The 19857-nt window shown below is 68.1% G+C and carries 15 protein-coding genes, 2 tRNA genes, 1 pseudogene and 1 CRISPR repeat array; of the genes and pseudogenes, 8 read left to right on the top strand and 10 right to left on the bottom strand.

What is annotated here, in order from left to right; translation table 11 throughout:
• The first annotated feature begins 38 nt into the window (after positions 1-38).
• Positions 39-1730 (top strand): hypothetical protein, encoded by a 1692-nt coding sequence (locus RUR_RS07440; RefSeq protein ID WP_283134169.1) that lies wholly within the window; start codon positions 39-41, stop codon positions 1728-1730.
• A 61-nt stretch (positions 1731-1791) separates the two neighbouring features.
• Here the strand turns inward: RUR_RS07440 and RUR_RS07435 are convergent, their stop codons facing one another.
• Positions 1792-2538 (bottom strand): SGNH/GDSL hydrolase family protein, encoded by a 747-nt coding sequence (locus RUR_RS07435; RefSeq protein ID WP_283134168.1) that lies wholly within the window; start codon positions 2536-2538, stop codon positions 1792-1794.
• Between the two features lie 307 nt (positions 2539-2845).
• Positions 2846-3424: a CRISPR direct-repeat array (repeat unit 29 nt; unit sequence GGGACCATCCCCGCGGGCGCGGGGAGCAG).
• 208 nt (positions 3425-3632) lie between these two features.
• Between RUR_RS07435 and RUR_RS07430 the strand changes: the two genes are divergently transcribed.
• The gene (locus tag RUR_RS07430; protein WP_283134167.1) at positions 3633-4208 is read left to right on the top strand and encodes a GNAT family N-acetyltransferase; all 576 of its coding nucleotides are present in this window, start codon (positions 3633-3635) and stop codon (positions 4206-4208) included.
• 1 nt (position 4209) lies between these two features.
• On the opposite strand, the pseudogene RUR_RS07425 reads toward RUR_RS07430, so the two are convergent.
• Positions 4210-4488 (bottom strand): annotated as a pseudogene (locus tag RUR_RS07425) (hypothetical protein); the annotation flags it as partial.
• A gap of 277 nt (positions 4489-4765) precedes the next feature.
• Here RUR_RS07425 and RUR_RS07420 point away from each other — a divergent pair.
• Complete coding sequence (locus RUR_RS07420) at positions 4766-6178, top strand: HNH endonuclease signature motif containing protein (RefSeq protein ID WP_283134165.1); 1413 nt, start codon at positions 4766-4768, stop codon at positions 6176-6178.
• Between the two features lie 850 nt (positions 6179-7028).
• Here the strand turns inward: RUR_RS07420 and RUR_RS07415 are convergent.
• Both RUR_RS07415 and RUR_RS07410 read right to left on the bottom strand, forming a co-directional pair.
• Positions 7029-7101 (bottom strand) — tRNA-Glu (locus RUR_RS07415).
• A 217-nt stretch (positions 7102-7318) separates the two neighbouring features.
• Complete coding sequence (locus RUR_RS07410; protein ID WP_283134164.1) at positions 7319-7957, bottom strand: DedA family protein; 639 nt, start codon at positions 7955-7957, stop codon at positions 7319-7321.
• Between the two features lie 501 nt (positions 7958-8458).
• On the opposite strand from RUR_RS07410, the gene RUR_RS07405 reads away from it, so the two are divergent.
• Positions 8459-9265 (top strand): MerR family transcriptional regulator, encoded by an 807-nt coding sequence (locus RUR_RS07405; protein WP_283134163.1) that lies wholly within the window; start codon positions 8459-8461, stop codon positions 9263-9265.
• Positions 9266-9724: 459 nt separating this feature from the next.
• Here the strand turns inward: RUR_RS07405 and RUR_RS07400 are convergent, their stop codons facing one another.
• A complete protein-coding gene (locus RUR_RS07400) occupies positions 9725-10294 on the bottom strand; it encodes a hypothetical protein (RefSeq protein ID WP_283134162.1) in 570 nt (189 codons plus the stop codon).
• Between the two features lie 161 nt (positions 10295-10455).
• Here RUR_RS07400 and RUR_RS07395 point away from each other — a divergent pair, with 161 nt between their 5' ends.
• Both RUR_RS07395 and RUR_RS07390 read left to right on the top strand, forming a co-directional pair.
• Positions 10456-11658: a sensor histidine kinase gene (locus RUR_RS07395; RefSeq protein WP_283134161.1), complete on the top strand. Its 1203-nt coding sequence runs from the start codon at positions 10456-10458 to the stop codon at positions 11656-11658.
• Positions 11655-12347, top strand: coding sequence for a response regulator (locus RUR_RS07390; RefSeq protein ID WP_283134160.1), 693 nt, complete (start codon positions 11655-11657; stop codon positions 12345-12347). Before RUR_RS07395 ends, RUR_RS07390 begins: the two co-directional genes overlap by 4 nt.
• Positions 12348-13175: 828 nt before the next feature.
• Here RUR_RS07390 and RUR_RS07385 read toward each other — a convergent pair.
• Positions 13176-13247 (bottom strand) — tRNA-Gln (locus RUR_RS07385).
• A 219-nt stretch (positions 13248-13466) separates the two neighbouring features.
• Here RUR_RS07385 and RUR_RS07380 point away from each other — a divergent pair.
• Positions 13467-15470: a M3 family metallopeptidase gene (locus RUR_RS07380; protein WP_283134159.1), complete on the top strand. Its 2004-nt coding sequence runs from the start codon at positions 13467-13469 to the stop codon at positions 15468-15470.
• A 54-nt stretch (positions 15471-15524) separates the two neighbouring features.
• Here the strand turns inward: RUR_RS07380 and gltX are convergent, their stop codons facing one another.
• The 4 genes from gltX to RUR_RS07360 form a co-directional block, all read right to left on the bottom strand.
• The gene (gene gltX / locus RUR_RS07375; RefSeq protein ID WP_283134158.1) at positions 15525-16901 is read right to left on the bottom strand and encodes a glutamate--tRNA ligase; all 1377 of its coding nucleotides are present in this window, start codon (positions 16899-16901) and stop codon (positions 15525-15527) included.
• Positions 16894-17658 carry a fumarylacetoacetate hydrolase family protein gene (locus RUR_RS07370; protein WP_283134157.1) on the bottom strand — a complete coding sequence of 255 codons (765 nt, stop codon included), beginning with the start codon at positions 17656-17658 and terminating at the stop codon, positions 16894-16896. The genes gltX and RUR_RS07370 overlap by 8 nt, the downstream gene beginning before the upstream one ends.
• 119 nt (positions 17659-17777) lie before the next feature.
• A complete protein-coding gene (locus tag RUR_RS07365) occupies positions 17778-18131 on the bottom strand; it encodes a VOC family protein (RefSeq protein ID WP_283134156.1) in 354 nt (117 codons plus the stop codon).
• A 182-nt stretch (positions 18132-18313) separates the two neighbouring features.
• Complete coding sequence (locus tag RUR_RS07360) at positions 18314-18868, bottom strand: class I SAM-dependent methyltransferase (protein WP_283134155.1); 555 nt, start codon at positions 18866-18868, stop codon at positions 18314-18316.
• Between the two features lie 625 nt (positions 18869-19493).
• Between RUR_RS07360 and RUR_RS07355 the strand changes: the two genes are divergently transcribed.
• A complete protein-coding gene (locus tag RUR_RS07355; RefSeq protein WP_283134154.1) occupies positions 19494-19838 on the top strand; it encodes an antibiotic biosynthesis monooxygenase family protein in 345 nt (114 codons plus the stop codon).
• The last annotated feature ends 19 nt before the right edge of the window (positions 19839-19857 follow it).

The following is a 19857-nucleotide window of genomic DNA, read 5'->3' as shown; positions in this document are numbered from 1 at the left end:
CACTCACACGGCGACCTTGCCGGGCTAGTCTTGCGTAAGTGACCGACCACATCGACGCCGCCACCACCGAGCTGCGTCCCTTCATCGAAGACTTCGTCGTCTGGGCGGAGTCACAGGCTCCGGACATCGACCCCGACCTGGTGGGAACCGCCGCCCTCGTGCACCGCCTCACCGTCAGCGCCGACTGCGGCGTCTGGCGGCGCCAGGACCTGGAGGAGGTGCTGCTCGACCGGATGCCCAAGGCCGTGGAGAACCCACGCCGGGCAGCCGAAGGGACGATTCCCGCACTCGCCGCGTACCTGACGTTCCTGGAGGAGACCGGTCGCCTGCGCAAGGAGTCCGACCTCCTCGACGAACTCCTCGAAGAATTGGAAGACCTTCAGGTCGACTTCGCCGCCGCGCTCCTGGGCGGCCGGCTCGGCGACTTCCGGCAGTACGAGGACGAGATCGCGGCTCTCCCGACCATCCGCCTCGCCCCCGTCGCCGAACTCGCCGAGAAGGCGCGGCAGGCCGCACTCCTGCTCCGCCTTCGCTCCCTGGTCCTGTGGGTGGGCGAACACCGGATCGTCGGCGACGAGATCCCCCTCTCCGACTCCGACGTCGAACAGGCCCTGAAGGCCGTGGGCCTGCCGGTCCCCGACGAGCGACCCCTCGCCGAGGCCGTACCGCAGCTGTGGGACCTGTGGAACCTCGGCGTGGACCTGGAGTTCATCGAAGCCGTGGACAACGGCGTCGTCAGCGGCGACCCCGACGTCGCCGAATGGCCGTACCCCGAAGACGACGACGTCATGGACCTCTGGCTGCTCGGCCTGCACTCCATCGGGTACGCCGACCCGCAGCTGGACGAGGACGGGCTGGAGGACGCGCTCGGCGGCCTGACCCGCGCGCTGCTGCTGCAGCTCCTCCTGTTCGAAGAGGCCGCGATGCCGCTCGCCGAGCTGCGCGAGTCCCTCGCCGAGGAGGTGGCCGAGCTGGAAGGCGAGGAGAGCTGGGAGGCCGCCCTCGCGTTCCTGGACGACCCGCTCGCCTCCGGGCTCGAATGGCTCCGCGACTACGGCATGATCGAGGTCGACGCGGACACGGTACGGCTGACGCCGCTCGGCGTCGCCGGCGTCGTGCACCTGATCGGCGACGACGACCTCAGCATCGACGCCCGCCCAGCCGTCGAGTCGATGACCGCCGGAGAGCTGCTCGCCATCACGGCGCAGATCCCCGAGCACGAAGCCGACGCCGAGTACGCGGCCTGGCTCCGTCTCCGCGACCCCGCGGGGGCCGCCAAGGAGCTCCTCGCCGCCTCCACCGAAGCCGAAGACGATGTCCTCCTGCGCGTCCAGGCCGTGAGCATGGTCAACGGACTCGGCGAGCACGCCGAACCCGCGTGGCGGGACGCGCTGCACATCCCGTCGCTCCGCGCCTACGCCGCCACCCGGCTCACCCAGCTCGACGCCGACGACGTACCGGCGCCTACCCAGGCCGACACCCGCTGGATGCTCCTGGACATGTGGAGCATCGCCACCGGGCTCGGCGACCACGAGTTCGTGACAAGTGTGAACGAGGTGGGTCCCCCCGCCGAACTGATCGCCCTCGTCGACTCCCTCTGGAAGATCCCGCACCCCGACGTCGCCGAGATCCTCGACAAGATCGGGGAGACCCACCCGAACAAGCAGGTCGCCAAAGCCGCCCGCAGGGCCGTCTTCCGGACCCGTTCCGCCGCCCCGCCCACCCCCTGACCCCGGAGCGCCCGCCACACCGGTCCATGCCGCACCCGAGCGGTACGGGCCGGGGCAGGTGTCAGACCCGGCAGAGCCCGGCGACCGCCGGGGCGATCGCCGCGGCCCACATCCGGTAACCCACGGCACCCGGGTGGAACCCGTCGGCGGCGAAGACCTCCGCCGACTCCACGGGGACCCCGGCCGGAACATGACGGACATCCCGTACGGCCGACGCGGCCCGTACCATCGCCCGGTCGAGACCCGCCGCCCACACCCCCATGACCCCGCGAAGCGGCTGCGGCAACGCGGGAAACCGCCCCACCGGCGCCATCCCCGCCAACACGATCGGCACCGGCCCGAGTCGCCGCCGCACCGCCGCCGCCAACGTCACCAGATCCCGCTCAAAAGCCAGCGGACGCCGTAACTCCAACAGCTCGTTGACCCCTAGAAGCACCACCACGGCGTCGGCGGGCTCCAGCTGCGGCACCAGATCCCGCACCGTGACCCGGGTGTTCGCCCCGGACCGCGCCGCGACCTGCCAGGCGATCGCCCGGCCCGTGCGCACGGCGAGACTTCTCGCCAGATGACCGGCAAACCCGTCCTCATGCGAGTTCACCCCGACCCCCGCGGCCGTGGACTCCCCCAGTACCGCGATCCGAAGCGGGCTCCGGGCCGACGCCTCACCCGCAGGCCAGACCACCCCCTGCCGGTCCCCACCCGCCTCCGGCAACCGCGGTGTCCGTCGCCGGACCAGTACTCCCTGCACCCCCAGCACAACCGCGGCACCAACCCCCAACCCCGCGATCCACCCGAACCCCCTACCCACCACGCATCCCCCTCTTTGGAGCAATATTCCGCTAATCGTCCTATCCACCCCATCACAAGAGCCCAGGTCCCGCACCCATAAACGATCCCCTGTCGCCCGTCCGTCGTGACCGGACCAGGTCCATCACGAGTGCTGCCACGCGTGCGGGGAGCAGGACAGGATGATCTTTAGTGTGTGCCGGATGGGGCAACCCCCACGTGCACAGGAGCATTGCGGCAGGTACTCGTGGAGGTCACTGCGGGCTTCGGACCGTCCCGCGGGCGCGGGGAGCAGGCGTTGGGGACCGACGGGAACCTGTTCGCTTCGCTGGACCATCCCCGCGGGCGCGGGGAGCAGACGTCCTGTTTGGGTCCGCCGTAGCCCGCCAAGGGACCATCCCCGCGGGCGCGGGGAGCAGATGCTCGTGAAGCTGGGGCTCGACTCCAAGAAGGGACCATCCCCGCGGGCGCGGGGAGCAGGCGACTACACCTCCAACGTGTTCCCCATGTGGGGGACCATCCCCGCGGGCGCGGGGAGCAGATAGACGGAGCCTGGCGGGACGCCTCCGGCCGGGGACCATCCCCGCGGGCGCGGGGAGCAGGGATGGCATGACCGCGTCATGGGCATCTCCAGGGGACCATCCCCGCGGGCGCGGGGAGCAGGGATGGCATGACCGCGTCATGGGCATCTCCAGGGGACCATCCCCGCGGGCGCGGGGAGCAGGAAGTTCCCGATCGAAGAACTTCCACATGCCCGGGACCATCCCCGCGGGCGCGGGGAGCAGAACGAAAGCGAACGCCAGTAGAATGGGAATGAGGGACCATCCCCGCGGGCGCGGGGAGCAGCACGCAGGTTCGGATGAGAGGGGAAAAGAATGGGGGACCATCCCCGCGGGCGCGGGGAGCAGACTGGATGACCTGGGCGTTTGTCGCGAGCAGGAGGTGTTTTTCCTCACTTTCGAAGACTTGGACATTTCCGGCATCGTCAGGACGGTCCATTCTCACGTGGCGGATTCCAACATGTGAGGAGAATCTAGACGAGTGGTTCCGATGTGGTGGTGCTGTGTCATCGGGGGTTGAGCGATGTCACCAGATACGTCGTGACATCGTGGCGCCATGACTATCGCAGTTCGCTCGGCTTCAGCCTTCGAGGATGTCCGTACCCTGGTCGGCCCAAAATCACCTGGGGCCAGCGTCTGCTGGTGCCTGAGCTACCGGATCCCGTCCAAGCTCAACAACGAGCTTCGCGGGCCGGCGCGCGGTGAGTACGTCGCCGAGCTGTGCCGTGCGGAGCGCCCGCCGGGGGTGCTCGCGTACGACGGCGACGAGCCTGTCGGCTGGGCCGCCGTGGCGCCCCGCTCCGACACCGCCTTCGCGCGCAGTCATAGGATCCCGCACGTTGACGACCTGCCGGTCTGGTCGCTGTGGTGCATCCGCGTACGCCCTGGTCATCGCAAGAGGGGGATCTCGCACGCCCTCATCGCCGGTGCGGTCGAGTTCGCTCGTGCCCACGACGCACCGGCGATCGAGGCGTACCCGCTCGACAACGGTGGCGCCAAGGTCGACATGACGATGGCGTACGCCGGGATCCGGAAGAACTTCGAGCGCGCCGGGTTCGCCCACGCCGCCGACACCACCTCGGTGCTGGCCGGTCATCCCCGAGTCCTGATGCGGCTCGACCTGCGCGGATAGATCAGCCCGGCGCCTCAACGACCGACAGGACGGTGGTCGGCGATTGCAGGACCGAAGCACCGGTTTTCTGGTTGTGCCGGATGGCCGTGGCCATCGCGACGATGCGCCGGGCGACGCGTTCGAAGGTCCGGCCGCCGTGCTGCTCGAGATCGAGCCGACCATTCAGCGTGTCGTTGACCGACACGATCGGCTGCCGCACCGACTTCAGCGACGACTCGCCCTTGCGGGGCTTCTCCCGCTTGAACCACGGGCGGAGCAACTCCGAGCCCTGGAAGGCGAGGAGTATGTGCGTTTCTCTGCTACGCGGCCGAGGGATGAGCGGATACGACCCCAAGCGGCTCAAAGCGGGATTCGCATAGACGGCGACCAGGCACGCCCGTACCGATCCCGATCCCGACTGCCGACCGTTCCCGTCGGGTCTCCGGAGACTGGTGCGCTGGTCATCGAGGCGTGGGGCGGGCCCGGTCGAGCCGGGAAGGTGCCCGTCCTATATCGGGGTCGGTTTCCCGTCGGCGAACCCTTCGGGAACTGTCGGTGGCCGATGAGACACTGTGCGTATGGAACCGGAGACGGTGAGCGTGGACCCGGCCACGGCCACCCCGCAGCAGGTGCTGGAGGCGACGCTCCGGCTGGCCGCCGCGTGCGCCCGGCTTCCGGTCCCCGGCTCGGGTGCGGCGTGCATGGAGCGGGCGGCGCTGCTGGGGGATGTGGCAGACGCGGTGGAGGTGGCGCTGGCCCCGCTGGTGGAGCGCATCGACTCCTGCGGCGAGGCAAGGACGCACGGCTTCACCGGGACGGGGGCGTGGCTGGCCACCGGGCTTGGGACCCGCACGGCGGTGGCCGCCGACCGGCTGGCCCTGGCCCGTACCCTGCGCCGCCTTCCCGAAGTCGCCGGACGGTTCGAAGATCACCGGCTCCCCGCAGGCTACGCGGCGGCGGTCTGCCGTGCGGTCAAGCACCTGGACGACGCCGACACCGCGAAGGCGGAGCGCATCCTGCTGGGGCTTGCCGAGTCCGGGGGCACAGTGGAGCAGGTCCGCAGAGCCGGGGAGCGCATCGTCGAGACGGTACGGGGCGACGGACCCGACGGCGACACCCGCAAAGGGTACGACGCATCCTGGCTAGAGGTGACCGGCTCACTGGACGGCGGGGTGTGGGTGAAGGGGTGGTTGGACCCCGAGCTGGGGCAGCTGCTGCAGTCCAAGTTGGACCCTTTGACCTCCCGCAGCACCGCAGCCGGGACCCGGGACAGGCGGACCGCCGCCGCCCTGCGCACCTTTTTGACCCGGGACGGGCACGGCCAGGAAGCCGTCGCCGTGATCAGGCTGCGCACCACCGGGGACCCGAGCCGGAACAGCGCAGACCCGGAGGGAGACGCCGGAGGCCGGGGTGAGGACGCCGGGCTCCCGCCGCAGGCTCCCGGCGGCCGGCCCCGGCCGGGCACAGTCTCTTTCCCCCGCCCCTCGATCCGGGCGGGCCGCGCGTCCGCGCACGGCACGGGACCCCCGCCCGGGGACGCGCCCACGATCGGCGGCGGCCCGGGGGCGGGCCGGTGGGGGATCGAGCGCGCCCACCTGGCCGACGGCACCCCGATCAGCGCGGCCCAGGCGAAGCGGATCGCGTTGAACCACGGGATGTCGGTGCTGCTGCTGGACGGGGAGGGCAGGCCGATCCGCCTGGGTGACCGGGTCCGGTTCGCCTCCCGCGCCCAGCGGCTGGCCCTGGCCGCCCTGTACACCGCCTGCGTGGTGGACGAGTGCGACATCCCCTCTCGTGCCTGCGAGGTGGACCACGTCACCGGGTGGGAGCTCGGCGGGCCGACCGACATCGGGAACCTGGTCCCGGTGTGCGGGTTCCACAACCGGCACAAAGCCGACCATCCGGGCTCCTACGAGATCGCCCGCGGGCCGGACGGCAGGATGGTGTACCGGATTCTCCGGCCGCCCTGGATGCGAAAACACGCGGCTTGAACCGACCTCGGCGACCTGTTGTATCCGGCAGGATGGCGACCGGGGTTGGGCTTGCTGTCGCATGCGTGCGGGTGGCTAGGTACTTGTCGCAGGGAGGTGACTTCATCTGCATGACCTGCGCCAAGCCGGGGTTTTGCGTCGACACCTGCCCAAGGCGACCAGTTCGGGCCATCGGATCACCCGCAAACCCCGACCTCTGTGTTTTCGTAGCTCACTCACGTTTCCGCAGTTCAGGAAGTCTGCTCCCACACCCGTGGGGGTGAACCGCCAAGAAGAAGAGCAAGCCGCCGTTCGTCAAGCTGCTCCCCACACCCGTGGGGGTGAACCGACCGCCCGGCCCGATACGGAGTCGTACACGAGCTGCTCCCCACACCCGTGGGGGTGAACCGAGCATGATCCCGGTGGTCGTGCCGTACCCGGACTGCTCCCCACACCCCGTGGGGGTGAACCGGTGCCCGGGCTCTCCCCGTACACCGTGTGCCGCTGCTCCCCACACCCGTGGGGCTGAACCGACGCCCTGCCGCTGGTGCCCGCGCCTCGCTGCTCCCCACCCGAAACGCCTACACGAATCCGGCCACGCTGCTTCCCTACGCCCGTTGAGGTAAAACGCCCCGGCCCCATCTGCGGAGAACGTATCGGACCTGCTACCAATGCCTGCAGGGTGGATCCTCGGAGTCTTGATCTGCTCCTTGGCCTCCGGCTGCTCCCCCTGCCGGTGGGAATTGAACCCACATCGCGCGGTATGCCCTACTTCCACTCTCGTGGGGCTCCAGGGCAGCCTCAGGGGAAACAGCAAAAGGCCCGTATGGAAAGAAAGCCAAGGCTTTCAACCACACGGGCCCAAGACCTGTAGCCCCGACCGGATTCGAACCGGCGTTACCGCCTTGAGAGGGCGGCGTCCTAGGCCACTAGACGACGGGGCCTTGCTTGTTTAGCTTTGGGAATTCTATCGGATCCCCGCGACTGTTCTTGCCATTGTGTCAGGCAGCTTGTGCGGCTGCTTGGCACGTCTTTGCACCTTCTGGTGAGGCGCTTGTTCGCCGAGGTCCAGGGCTTTGGGGCCTTGCTCCTTGGCGACGGCGCTAACTCTACCGCACCGCCGGAGTGCCAACAAACCGATTGGGTCAGGGGTGAACGCCCCTACCGAACCCCGGTTCGATCTTTCTCGGTACGGTCCCGGAGTCGGGTGATGACGAAGTAGGCGACGGCCAGGACAACGCCGGCGATGACCGCGATCTGGAGGACGGAGGCGTACTGTTCGACGATCTCCCAGTTCTCGCCGAGGAAGTACCCGGCGGTGATGAAGATCGTGTTCCAGGTGAGACTGCCGAGGCCGGTGAGCAGGAGAAACGTGCCGATCGGCATGCGTTCGATGCCTGCGGGAATGGAGATGAAGCTCCGAAAGACGGGGATCATCCGCCCGAAGAACACCGCTTTGGAGCCGTGCTTGACGAACCACGCCTCGGATCTTGCGACGTCCTCGGTTTTGACCAGGGGGAGGCGGGCGGCGATGGCGTACATCCGCTCGCGTCCGAGGACCGCCCCGAGCAGGTAGAGCAGGACCGCTCCGATCAGCGAGCCCAATGTGGTCCATGTGATGGCCGAGACGATGGAGAGTTTGCCCTGACCGACGGCGAAGCCGGCGAGCGGCAGGATCACCTCGCTGGGAATCGGAGGAAACAGGTTCTCCAAGGCGACAAGCAACCCGGCACCGGGCCCGCCAAGCGACTCCATAAGATCGACCGCCCAGTCGGCGATGGCGGAACTCAGTGAACTCATACCCATAACCCTATGAATCCGCAGCCCCCACGAGCGCCCCAACGATCACCGATTTCCCCCAATGTCCACTAAGTTCCAACTAGTCATAGTAATTCGGCTTCAGCGAGCCCCGTCGATCAAACATCCCGCGCGAGCCTCCAAGCCGACCCCAGAACCGGCCTCGTCGGAGCCCGTGGTTAAACCACACCAGTCGAACCCCTCCGGCAGCCCCAAGAGGTGCGACGGTTCCGGAGAGCCGGTTGGTCAGGCCGACCGGGTGTATCAACCCCTGCGAGCCACGAGATTTCGCCCAAAATCCCCACCACTCTCGCCCGTTTGATCATCAACCACGACGACAGCTCCTCCTCAGCGGTCCGCCGCTTGCTCATCCTGTTCCCAGATCACCTCGGCCAAGACCGTGCCTCCCCCTGTCGCCGAGCACGCGCTCGGGGACATCGGATTGACTCTCCCCCAGGGGAAGAGACGACGGTGTGTGGACCGGAAGCGTGATTGGGGTTGGTGATGACGCAACTCGTGTCGATCGGCACGTTCTCCGCAATGACCCGGCTGTCGGTCAAGGCGTTGCGCCTCTACGACGAGCTGGATCTGCTGCGGCCGACAAAGGTCGACGCCTCCAGCGGTTATCGCTACTACGCGCTCAGTCAAGCAGGAAGAGCCGAATCGATCCGCAGACTACGGGCACTCGACATGCCGATCGAAGAGATCAGGCGTGTTCTGGCCGCCTCCCCGGCGAATGTCCCAGGCCTGCTGGCCGCGCATCGGCAACGCCTGCTGGCGGAGCGTGATCGCCACAATCACATGCTGGCCGTCCTATCAAGGTTGATCAACGGCGAGGAGAGCCTCATGAGCTACGCCATCACCATCGAAAACCTGCCCGCACAGATCGTGGCCTCGTTGCGCCGCCACACCGATCTGGCCGGTGTCGGCGCGACGATCGCCGAGGGCTTCGGCACTCTCGTCGGGGTGCTCACGGAAGCCGGTCAGGGCCCGTCGGGTGCTCCGTTCCTGGTGTTCCACGACATCATCGATGCGGAGAACGACGGCGACATCGACGTCTGCCTGCCGATCGCGTCGCCCGTCACCGCGCCCTCTCCGGTGCAGGTCGGCGAGATGGCCGCGATCACCGCCGCGGTCACCACCCACCGGGGGCGGTACGACGAGATCAGCCCCGCCTACCACGCCCTGACCACCTGGATCTCCGAACACGGGCACGAGGTCGCCGGTCCGCCCCGGGAAACCTACCTCAACGACCCGACCACCACCGCTCAAGCCGATCTGCTCACCCAGGTGGCCTGGCCGATCCGATGACCAGTGAAGTGATCACGTGAACCCCCGCTTCGCCGGAGGGGTGCGCCACTCCGGCTGAGCAGGCCGTGGGGCAGGTGCCGGGACCGAAATCGCCCAGCGCCTGCCCACGGGTATCTGTACGGCCCGATGTCCGGCCGATACAGGATGCGGCACACCCGAGCCACGCACAGCGACCCGGTTACCATCACCCCGCACCTGGGAACCGCCGACGCCGAGCAGGCTCTGCTCGCGCCGACCCCTCCTGGGCCGTGCCCGACGTACAGCGGAATCCAACTGACGACGGCAGGCGGGCATGGTGTTCTCGACTATGGCCGAGCCAAACCATCTGCACGCCACCCGGGTGGCCAACGACACCGTCGCCACCGACTACGCCAGCTCGTGCCCTCTGCCTTCGAGGGCGATTTGTACGGCCAAAGCCGCCTCCTTGGCGGCGCCGGACAAGTGCCGGCGGGACCGTGGCTATCGGCGGCCCGGCGGAACCGGGGCGTGGTCCGTCCTGGGGGCCCTGCGAGGCCAAATGAGGTAGCTGAGGACGTAGACACCGTGGAAGCCGGTGACCTTCCAGGCGTTGAGGATCCATGCCTTCAAGGGCTCGGCGCTGTCGGCGTCACCCACATACCGGACGGCGAGGAGCAGCAGTCCGGTCGCAATGATCGCGGCCACCAGGGTGCCGACCCAGACCTTGCCCTCATGGGCGACGCGGGCCACGCCGTACCGGGGCGGCTTGGGCGGGGGTGGTGCGCCGCCGAGGCGGTGGGCGGCATGGCCGTCGAGCCACTTCACGGTGCGGTGGCCGTGACCGACGGTGTAGCCGATGTAAAGGGCGGCCAGGCCATGGTGCCAGCTGGGCTCGGCGCCGTTCTTGAGGTCGACGGCGGTGGCGACGAGGAGAACGATCTCCAGCAGCGGCTCGCAGAGCAACAGGGCCGCGCCGAGTTTCGGCCTTTTCAGCAGGTAGCGCGCGGCGAGTCCTGCGGCCAGCAGGACCCAGAAGCCGATCTCGCATATGATGATCAGCGTAAAGATCAAGGACTTCTCCCGTTGACGATGGTGCTTGTCTTCCCAGCGTCCCCTCTCCACGGCCTCGCCTCGTCGTCGAAAATGAGGAACCGGAGTGCATCCTTCGATGTAGGTGCCACTCCGTCCCCGTGGTGAGGCCCCCTGGTCTCACCTGGGTGTTTGATGGAACGGTGAGGTTCCTTCGTCCCCATCGCGATGATGTGTTCATCGCCGTGGCCGCGTTCCTCGGCGGTGTGCTCCTGTGGTCCCTGGGCCTGTACAGCCACCCGATGTCGCCACTGCCCGCCTGGGCGGCCCTGGTGCCGCTGGCGGTGATCTGTGCGGCCGAACTGTTCCGCCGCTCGCTGCCGCCGGTCGCCCTGCTGGTCGGCACGGTGGCACTGATCGCCGACCTCTTCACGGTCGGAAACCTGGCCACCATCCTGGTCTTCACCGACGTGGTGTACGCGGCGGTGGTCTACGGGCCGCCCCGGATCGCCCGGCGGATCCCCGTGGTCTCGGTGCCGCTCACGGTGGCCTCGACCATCGCCTTGCTCCTGTGGACCAGGTCTCCCCAAGGGCTGCTGCTCGGGGTAGTCATCGGCATGATCACCATTGCCCCCGCCATGACCGGTGTGATCATTCGCAACCACCGGGAGGCCGCCGACGTGGCCCGGCTGCGGGCGGAGCAGACCACGTTGCTCGCCGAGATGGACCAGGCGCAGGCGGTCGCGGCCGAACGCGGGCGGATGGCCCGTGAACTGCACGACATGGTCGCCAACCATCTCTCGGCCATCGCCATCCACTCCACCGCCGCGCTCTCCCTTGACGACCCGGCGACCACGCGGCAGTCCCTGGGGACCATCCGGGAGAACAGCGTCGCCGCACTGGCCGACATGCGCCGCATGATCGGGCTGCTCCGGGAGGGTGACGACGACCGGTCGCCGGCCGCCGTCCCCACTCTCGCCGGACTGGAGACCTTGGCGGAGAAGGCGCGTACCGACGGCGCCCCGAGCGGGCTCACCTTCACCCTCGACGACCGGCGGAACGAGAAGCCGCCGCTGCCCGCGCCGGTGGAACTGGCGGCCTATCGCCTGGTCCAGGAATCGCTGACCAACGCCCTGAAGCACGCGGGCGCCGGTGAGGTGCGGATACAGCTGTCGCAGGACACCGACGGCACACTTACGGTGGCGGTGACCAGCCCTTACCTGAGCCGATCCCATCCACGCGCCCCCGGCTCGGGCAGTGGCCTGATCGGCATCCGGGAGCGGGTTGGCCTGGTGAAAGGAGAGGTGGAGGCGGGACCCGCCCCGGGCCCGCCCGGAGGGCCGCCGGATGTCTGGCGCGTACGTGCCGTCCTACCCGTACACCATGACCAGGAGTCCTCCGCATGACCGAGTGCACAGCGACCGGCGACCGCTCCGGGCCCGAAGAGCGGGTGCGGGTGTTGGTAGCCGAGGACCAGAGTTCGGTACGGGCAGGGCTGGTGCTCATCCTGGGCAGCGCCCCGGACGTCGACGTCGTGGGCGAGGCGGCGGACGGCGAAGAGGCGGTGGTGCTCGCCCGGCGGCTCCGCCCCGACCTGGTGCTGATGGACATCCGGATGCCCCGGCTCGACGGTGTCTCGGCCACCCGCCGAATCGTCGCGGAAGGATTGGCCGATGTACTGGTGCTGACCACCTTCGACCTGGACGAGTACCTTCTTGGTGCGCTGCAGGCTGGTGCCGCGGGCTTCATCCTGAAGAACACCGACGCGGCCGACCTGCTGGAGGCCGTACGCACCGTGGCGCGTGGAGAGGGACTGATCGCACCGGCTGTGACCCGTCGCCTGATCGCGAAGCTCGCCACCGCCCACCCGGTACACGGTGCCGGCAGCCCCGATCCCTCCGTCGTCGACACTCTCACCCATCGGGAGCGCGACGTGTTCTCCTGCCTCGGTGAGGGACTGTCCAACGCTGAGATCGCCGACCGCCTCGATCTGGCCGAAGGCACGGTGAAGACCCACGTCAGCCGGGTCCTGGGAAAACTGGGGCTGCGCAGCCGACTCCAGGCGGCCTTGCTCGCCCGGGATCTGGGGGTCTGACGGACCGCACTCCGCCGGGCCCGGGTATCTCATGGCGAGTTCACCCAGGCGGTCGCGTTCAAGACGATCAGGTCCCAGGAGGTGCCGGCGAGCGAGCGGGTGCCCCGTCGCCCCGGACGAGGCCGTGACCAGGTTTCCCGGGGCGAAAGAGCCCAAGCCAACGCAAGAACGCCGAGACGCAGCACGGGCCTTGGCCGAAGCCGCCCCAAGCGCGGCAAGCCCCCACACCGGCCACAACTCAAACAGGCCACCCCGCGAAGCCCAAAGGGCAAGCCCACCAAAAGTACCCATCGAAACACCACCAGCGAAGCCCGAAGGGCAAGCGACAGGAACCGGGTCCACAGGTGGCGGCGAAGCCGCCACACCAGCGGTCCTGGGGCCACGAGGCCGAAGGCCCCCCGGCGATGCCCGAAGGGCGAGCTCAGCGAACCGGTCCATCGAAACACCACCAGCGAAGCCCGAAGGGCGAGCCACAGGAACCGGGTCCACAGATGGCGGCGAAGCCGCCACACCGGCTAAGGCTCAAGCACAGCCACCTCGCGACGCCCGAAGGGCGAGCCCAGCACCAGGTCCGCAGATGGCGGCGAAGCCGCCACACCGGGGGGATCGTCCCCCCGGGATAAATACAGCACGGGCCTTGGGCGAAGCCCCCCGAAGGGGGCGAGCACCAGGACCCGATCGTGCTGGCGAGCCACAGGAACCAGGTCCGCAGGTGGCGGCGAAGCCGCCACACCGGGGGGCTCCGGGGGGATCGTCCCCCCGGGATAAATACAGCACGGGCCTTGGGCGAAGCCCCCCGAAGGGGGCGAGCACCAAGACCCGATCGTGCTGGGGTACCAGGACTCGAACCTAGACTAACTGAACCAGAATCAGTTGGGCTGCCAATTACCCCATACCCCACCGAGGCGGCCTGTTGGCCGCGCTCGACTCCGAAAGAATAGCCGACTGTGGGCCTTGAGACCAAAGCGAATGCTTGGAGATCTCGGATGTGTGGCAAAAACTCGTGTCGCGGCCGGCGTCTTCGGTGGTCGGTGGGTCGGGTGGGTGCTTGTCGGGCCTTGTCGGACGGTTGCTGTGTAACCCTGGTGGCCGGACGTCATCGCTTGAAGGAGCCGCCGTATGGCCGTCAACCCGTTCTTCTCGCCGAGCGCTCTCCCGTATGAGCTTCCGCCTTTCGGCGAGATCCGTTCGGAGCATTTCGTCCCCGCGTTCGAGCGGGGTATGGCGGAGCAGCTGGCCGCGATCGAGGTGATCGTGTCGAGTGGGGAGGCTCCTTCGCTGGAGAACACGGTGGTCGCGTTGGAGCTTTCTGGGGATCTGCTGGAGCGGGTGTCGGCGGTGTTTTTCAATCAGGCGTCTTCGGATACCGATCCGGAGATTCAGCGGATTGAGGCCGAGGTCACGCCGGAGCTGGCCAAGCATGGTGACGCGATCCGGTTGAACTCCGCGCTGTTCGACCGGATCAGGGCCGTCTACGAGGCCAGGGACGGCCTCGATCCGGAGTCGGCGTGGCTGGTGGAGCGGTATCACCGGGATTTCGTCCGAGCGGGGGCGGGCCTCGGGGCCGGGGAGAAGGAGCGGCTCCGTGAGATCAACGAGGAGCTTTCCACGCTTGGCACCGCTTTTCAGCGGAACCTGCTGGCCGATACGAATGAGCGGGCGGTGGTGGTGGAGAGCGCGGCCGAGCTGGACGGGCTACCGGAGGACGCGATCGGTGCCGCGGCGGCGGAGGCGAAAGCCCGCGGTTTGGCCGGCAATTATCTGCTGACGTTGTCGTTGTTCACGAATCAGCCGGCTTTGGGGCAGTTGACCGATCGTGGGCTCCGTCGGCGCCTGTTCGACGCGTCGGTGTCACGGGGGTTGCCGGACAACGCCGAACTGGTGGTGCGGATGGCGAGGTTGCGGGCGGAGCGGGCGGTTCTGCTGGGGTTCGCGAATCACGCGGATTATGTGATCGCGGATCAGACGGCGGAGACGAGCGCCGCGGTGACGGGGATGCTCGGCAGGCTTGTTCCGGCCGCCGTCGCCAACGCGCACCGGGAGGCCGAGGCGTTCCAGGTGCCCGATCTTCAGGCTTGGGATTGGTCTTTCCACGCGGACCGGGTGCGCAGGGAGCGTTTCGACGTGGACAGCGCCGGCTTGCGCCCGTACTTCGAACTGGACCGGGTGCTGCTCGACGGCGTCTTCCACGCGGCCGGGCTGCTGTACGGGCTGCGCTTCACCGCCCGCCCGGACCTGGAGGGCTATCACAGCGATGTCCGGGTGTTCGAGGTGTTCGACGAGGACGGGTCGCCGCTCGGCCTGTATCTGGGCGATTTCCACGCGCGTGCCTCCAAGCGCGGTGGGGCGTGGATGAACAGTCTGGTCAGCCAGTCGCGTCTCACGGGTCGGCGCCCCGTCGTGGTCAACAACCTCAACATTCCCAAGCCGGCGGACGGGGAGCCGACGTTGCTGACGTTCGACGAGGTCACGACGTTGTTCCACGAGTTCGGCCATGCGCTGCACGGCCTCTTCTCCGATGTCCGGTACCCCCGTTTCTCCGGGACGTCGGTGCCCCGTGATTTCGTGGAGTATCCGTCTCAGGTCAACGAGATGTGGGCGGTGTGGCCGGAGGTGCTGGCCAACTACGCCAGGCATCATCGGACGGGCGAGCCGATGCCGCAGGAGCTGGCGGACCGGGTGGTCGCGTCGCAGCGGTTCAACCAGGGTTACGCGACGACGGAGTATCTCGCCGCCACGCTCCTCGATCTGGCCTGGCATCGGCTGGGCGCCGATGAGGACCCGGGCGAGGTGGAGGAGTTCGAGCGATCGGCGCTGGAGAAGGCGGGGGTGGCCTTGGCGACCGTACCTCCGCGCTATCGAAGCACCTACTTCGCCCACATTTTCGCCGGCGGCTACAGCGCCGGGTACTACTCCTACATCTGGAGCGAGATCCTGGACGCGGACACGGTCGAGTGGTTCAAGGAGAACGGCGGCCTGCGCCGGGGGAACGGCGACCGGTTCCGGCGCGAGCTGCTCGCCAAGGGCGGCAGCGCCGACGCGATGGAGGTTTTCCGGGCGTTCCGCGGGCGGGACGCCTCGATCGAGCCGCTGCTCGCACGCAGGGGGCTCGTCCAGGCCTGATCCGGCGGGTGTCCGAGGGCTTCACGGCCGGCGTGAAGCCCTCGGGGTCCGGGGTCAGAGTTTGGCGAGCGCGGCCCGGAGCCGCCGTTCGACCCGCTCACGGCCGAGGAGCTCCAGGGATTCGAAGAGCGGGAGGCCGACGGTACGGCCGGTCACGGCAACCCGCACCGGCGCCTGGGTCTTGCCGAGTTTGAGCCCGCGGGCCGTGCCGACCTCGTCCAAAGCGGTCTTCAGCGCGTCTGCGGTCCACTCGTCCGGGAGCGCGGCGAGATAGCCGCCGAGGATCTCGGCGGCGGGACCCTTCATCCCCTTGGCCCAGGCCGCCTCGTCCGCGGGCGGCTCGTCGAGGAAGAGGAAGTCCACGTTGGCGGTGACCTCGGAGAGTACGGCGATGCGGGTCTGGGCGAGCCCGGCGACCTGTGCGAAGACCTTCCGATCCCAGTCCGGCCGGAGCCAGGGGTCGCAGTGCGCGATGAACTCCTCCGGCGGCAGGGCCCGGATGTAGTCACCGTTGAACGCCCGCAGCTTCTTCTCGTCGAAGTACGCGTTGGAGGGGTTGACGTCGGATACCTTGAAGAGCGGGACCATCTCGGACCAGGGCATGATCTCACGGTCGTCGCCGGGGCCCCAGCCGAGCAGCATCAGATAGTTGATCATCGCCTCGGCGAGGTAACCCTCCTCCCGATAGGACTCCAGGGCGACCTTGTCCCGCCGCTTGGACAGCTTCTTGCGCTGCTCGTTGACGATGACCGGCATGTGCGCCCACTGGGGCGGGGTCGCGCCGAGCGCGGGCCAGAGCAGCTGCTGGCGGGCCGCGTTGGGCAGGTGTTCCTCGCCCCGCATGACCAGGGTGATGCCCTGCTCGATGTCGTCCACCGCGTTGGCCAGCACGTAGAGGGGTGAGCCGTCGCCCCGGGCGACGACGAAGTCCTCCATCGCGTTGTTGGGGAACTCCACCCGGCCGCGGATCAGGTCGTCCACGACGGTGATCCCCTCGTCGGGGGTCCGGAAGCGGAGGGCCTGCCCGGGCCCGCCTTCCAGCCCGCGATCCCGGCAGTGTCCGTCGTATCCGGCGTGCTCGGATCCGGTCCGGGCTTTGACCTCGTCACGGGTGCAGGCGCAGAAGTAGGCCTTGCCCTCGGTGTACAGGTTGCTGGCGGCGATCCGGTGCTGCGGCTCGTACTCGGACTGGAAGTGGGGTCCCTCGAAGAACGGGGAGTCTTTGCCGATGCCGATCCAGGTGAGGGCGTCGATGATCCCGTCGGTCCACTCGGGCCGGTTCCGGGTGGCGTCGGTGTCTTCGATCCGCAGCACGAAGGTGCCGCCCGTCTGCTCGGCGACGGCCCAGTTGAACAGGGCCGATCGGGCGCCGCCGACGTGGAAGATCCCCGTCGGGGAGGGAGCGAAGCGGACACGGACCTCGTTAGTCACGGGAGACCACCCTGTTGGTGAGAGTGCCGATGCCGTCGATGGTGACGCTGACCTCGTCGCCGATGTCGAGGGGGCCGACACCGGCGGGGGTCCCGGTGAGGATCACGTCTCCCGGAATCAAGGTCATGACCGCGCTCACGTAGGCGATCAGCGTGGGAATGTCATGGATGAGCTGGGAGGTGCGCGCGTCCTGCCGTACCTCGCCGTTGACCTCGGTCTTGATCGCCAGATCGGCGGGGTCGAGCACGGTCTCGATCCACGGGCCGATCGGGCAGAAGGTGTCGAACCCCTTGGCGCGGGTCCACTGGCCGTCTTTCGCCTGCAGGTCCCGCGCGGTCACGTCGTTGGCGCAGGTGTAGCCGAAGACGACCTCGTGCGCCCGGGCGACCGGGACGTCACGGCAGAGTCGTCCGATCACCACGGCCAGCTCGCCTTCGAAGTCCACCCGTTCGGAGAGTTTGACCGGATAGGCGATGGCCTCGCCGGGGCCGATCACCGACGTCGAGGGTTTGCTGAAGACGAGGGGCTCCCCGGGGGGCTCGGAACCCATCTCCCGCGCGTGATCGACGTAGTTCTTGCCGATCGCGATGACCTTGCTCGGGAGCATCGGCGCCACGAGCCTCACCTCGGCCAGCGGGAACCGCTCGCCACTGAACTGGATCTGGCCGAAGGGATGTCCCGCGATCTGGGAGATCACATCTCCTTCGACCACTCCGAACGCGACGCCGTCGTCGGTGGAGAACCTTGCGATACGCACTGGTCACTGCCTCAGGGATCGGATGTGGTACGGAACGAGCCTAGTCATTGCCGCGCCCTCACCCGACCCTGGTCCGCGAGTCCGCCGCAGTCGTCTCCCCCGGCGGGCGGATCGGGCGGTCAGTTCACGCCGGTGGCGATGGGATGCCGCGGCTCGTACAGCCCGAGTTCACCCCCTCCCGGGGTCCTGATCCAGGCCACCAATCCGAATCCTTCGTCGATCGCCGGGCGGGTGAACTCCACCCCGCGGGCGAGGAGGTCTTTCATCGTGGTGTTGATGTCGTCACACATCAGGTAGAGCTCGTGGCTCCCCCGCTCGTCGGTGGGGTGGATGCCCATCTCCCCGGGTGGCAGCGCGAAGACGAGCCACCCTTGCCCGACGTCGACCGCGGGAAAGCCGAGGACGTCGCGGAAGAACCGCCGATCCGCGTCGGCGTCCTCGCTGAAGAGTACGACGTGCGCGCCATTGATCATCATCAACTCCCACCCACAGGTTCGGCCCACGCAGGGAAGTACCCGCCGCGTCCGGCCTTAACTCGCCGGGCAAACAATGCGACGAATCCGGAGTGGATATCGAGGCGATTTCCTCCTGCTACCCCATCAAAATGACTGTCTGTACGATTCCTTCGAGTCGCCTCATCGCGCGACGTCGCGTTTCAGCGCTCCGAGGGCGCATATAGGTTCCGACCGAAATAGAGGGCGACGTCCTGCATCCGCTCGATCGACCGGCTGAACAGCACATAGCGCTTACGCGGGCCCACCGTGGTCGTCGCCGCCAAGGGCACCCGGAAATCGATGTAGAACCCGTTCTCCTTGGCGATACGGGCGATCGACCGCGGGCTGTAGTACGAGGTGTGACCCTTGATGAAGACGTAGTCGTGCTTCTTCAGGTCGGTCCCGTCGTAGATGTTGGTCGAGCAGACGACCAGCCCGTCGTCGGTCACATGGCTGAAGAGCTGGGCGAAGTCGGCCGGAGGGTCGGTGAAGTGCTCGACCACCTCACAGGCGATCAGCAGGTCGAACCGGTCGGTCACCGGCGCGGCCAGGTCGACCCAGTCCGCGTCCTCCACCAGCTTCATCAAATCGCCGACGGCGGCCCTGCGCACCTTGTCCAGCGCGCCGATGTGCCGATAGTCCAGGCTCCGTCCGGGGCCGTACACGAGGACGGACAGCTCCGATCCCCCCATGATCTCGACCGCCATGCGCGCCATGTGAAACTCCCGCCCGGGGCGCTCCTCGGTACCGACCCTGGGCGTGACGGGGAACCGGGTCAATGATTCATACTCCGTGTAATCCTTGAAATTATCGGGGTTACCCACATGGCCGCATTCACGGCACACCCGCAGAGTCAGCGTCTTTCGCTTCTTGACATGGGTGAGGGTCTGAATCTTCAGCGAATCCGACCGGCAGACCGCGCACCGTTCACCGCGATGGCCGAAACGATCGCGTAGCGCCGTCAAATAGCGCTCTCGGGAAGAAGGCCGTAGCAGCCCGACGGCGATTCGGGCAGGCCTGGTCAACCCACGACGAGTTGCCTTCACAAGGAGGACGCTATCTGGATAAAAGGAGCGTTTGCTAGACCCCTGACCGCCGGATTTACCGGTGTTTCTCAGCGAGCCCGGAGGGACGCATGAGAAAGCGTGGAAGTGATTTTGATTTCCGCGTTTCAGCCCGCCGATATCCGGCCGCCACGCCACGCTGTCCGGCCTGCGGAAGCCGTACCGGACACCCGGCGCGCGGCACGATGGGGGCGACGGCCCGCCGACCCCGGAAGGCGGACCGGGAGAATCGGATTCACCAGGACCGGACAGCGGTCACCGTCAGCGAGGAGTCCCCATGCCCTCAGTGGTAAAGATCAACGTCCTGACCGTCCCCGTCGAGATGCGCCAGGAGCTGGAGCGCAGGTTCGCGGGGCGGGCCGGGATGGTGGAGTCGGCGGACGGGTTCGAGTGGTTCGAACTGCTCCGGCCGGTGGCGGGGAGCGACCGCTACCTCGTCTACACCCGATGGCGGAGCGAGGAGGACTTCGAGCGCTGGACGCAGAGCCAGGGGTTCCGCAAGGGGCACGCCCAGGCCGCGGGAGAGGCGGCCCAGGGGCACGGACACGGACACGGCGGTCCCGCGGCGGGCGAGGCGGAGCTGTGGTCGTTCGAGGTCGTGCAGAGCACCGGCCCCGCCTGAGCGAGAACGGACCGCCCGA

Source organism: Rhizohabitans arisaemae (genome assembly GCF_025996515.1).
Lineage (GTDB): Bacteria > Actinomycetota > Actinomycetes > Streptosporangiales > Streptosporangiaceae > Rhizohabitans > Rhizohabitans arisaemae.
This window is presented reverse-complemented; position numbering and strand designations above follow the sequence as displayed.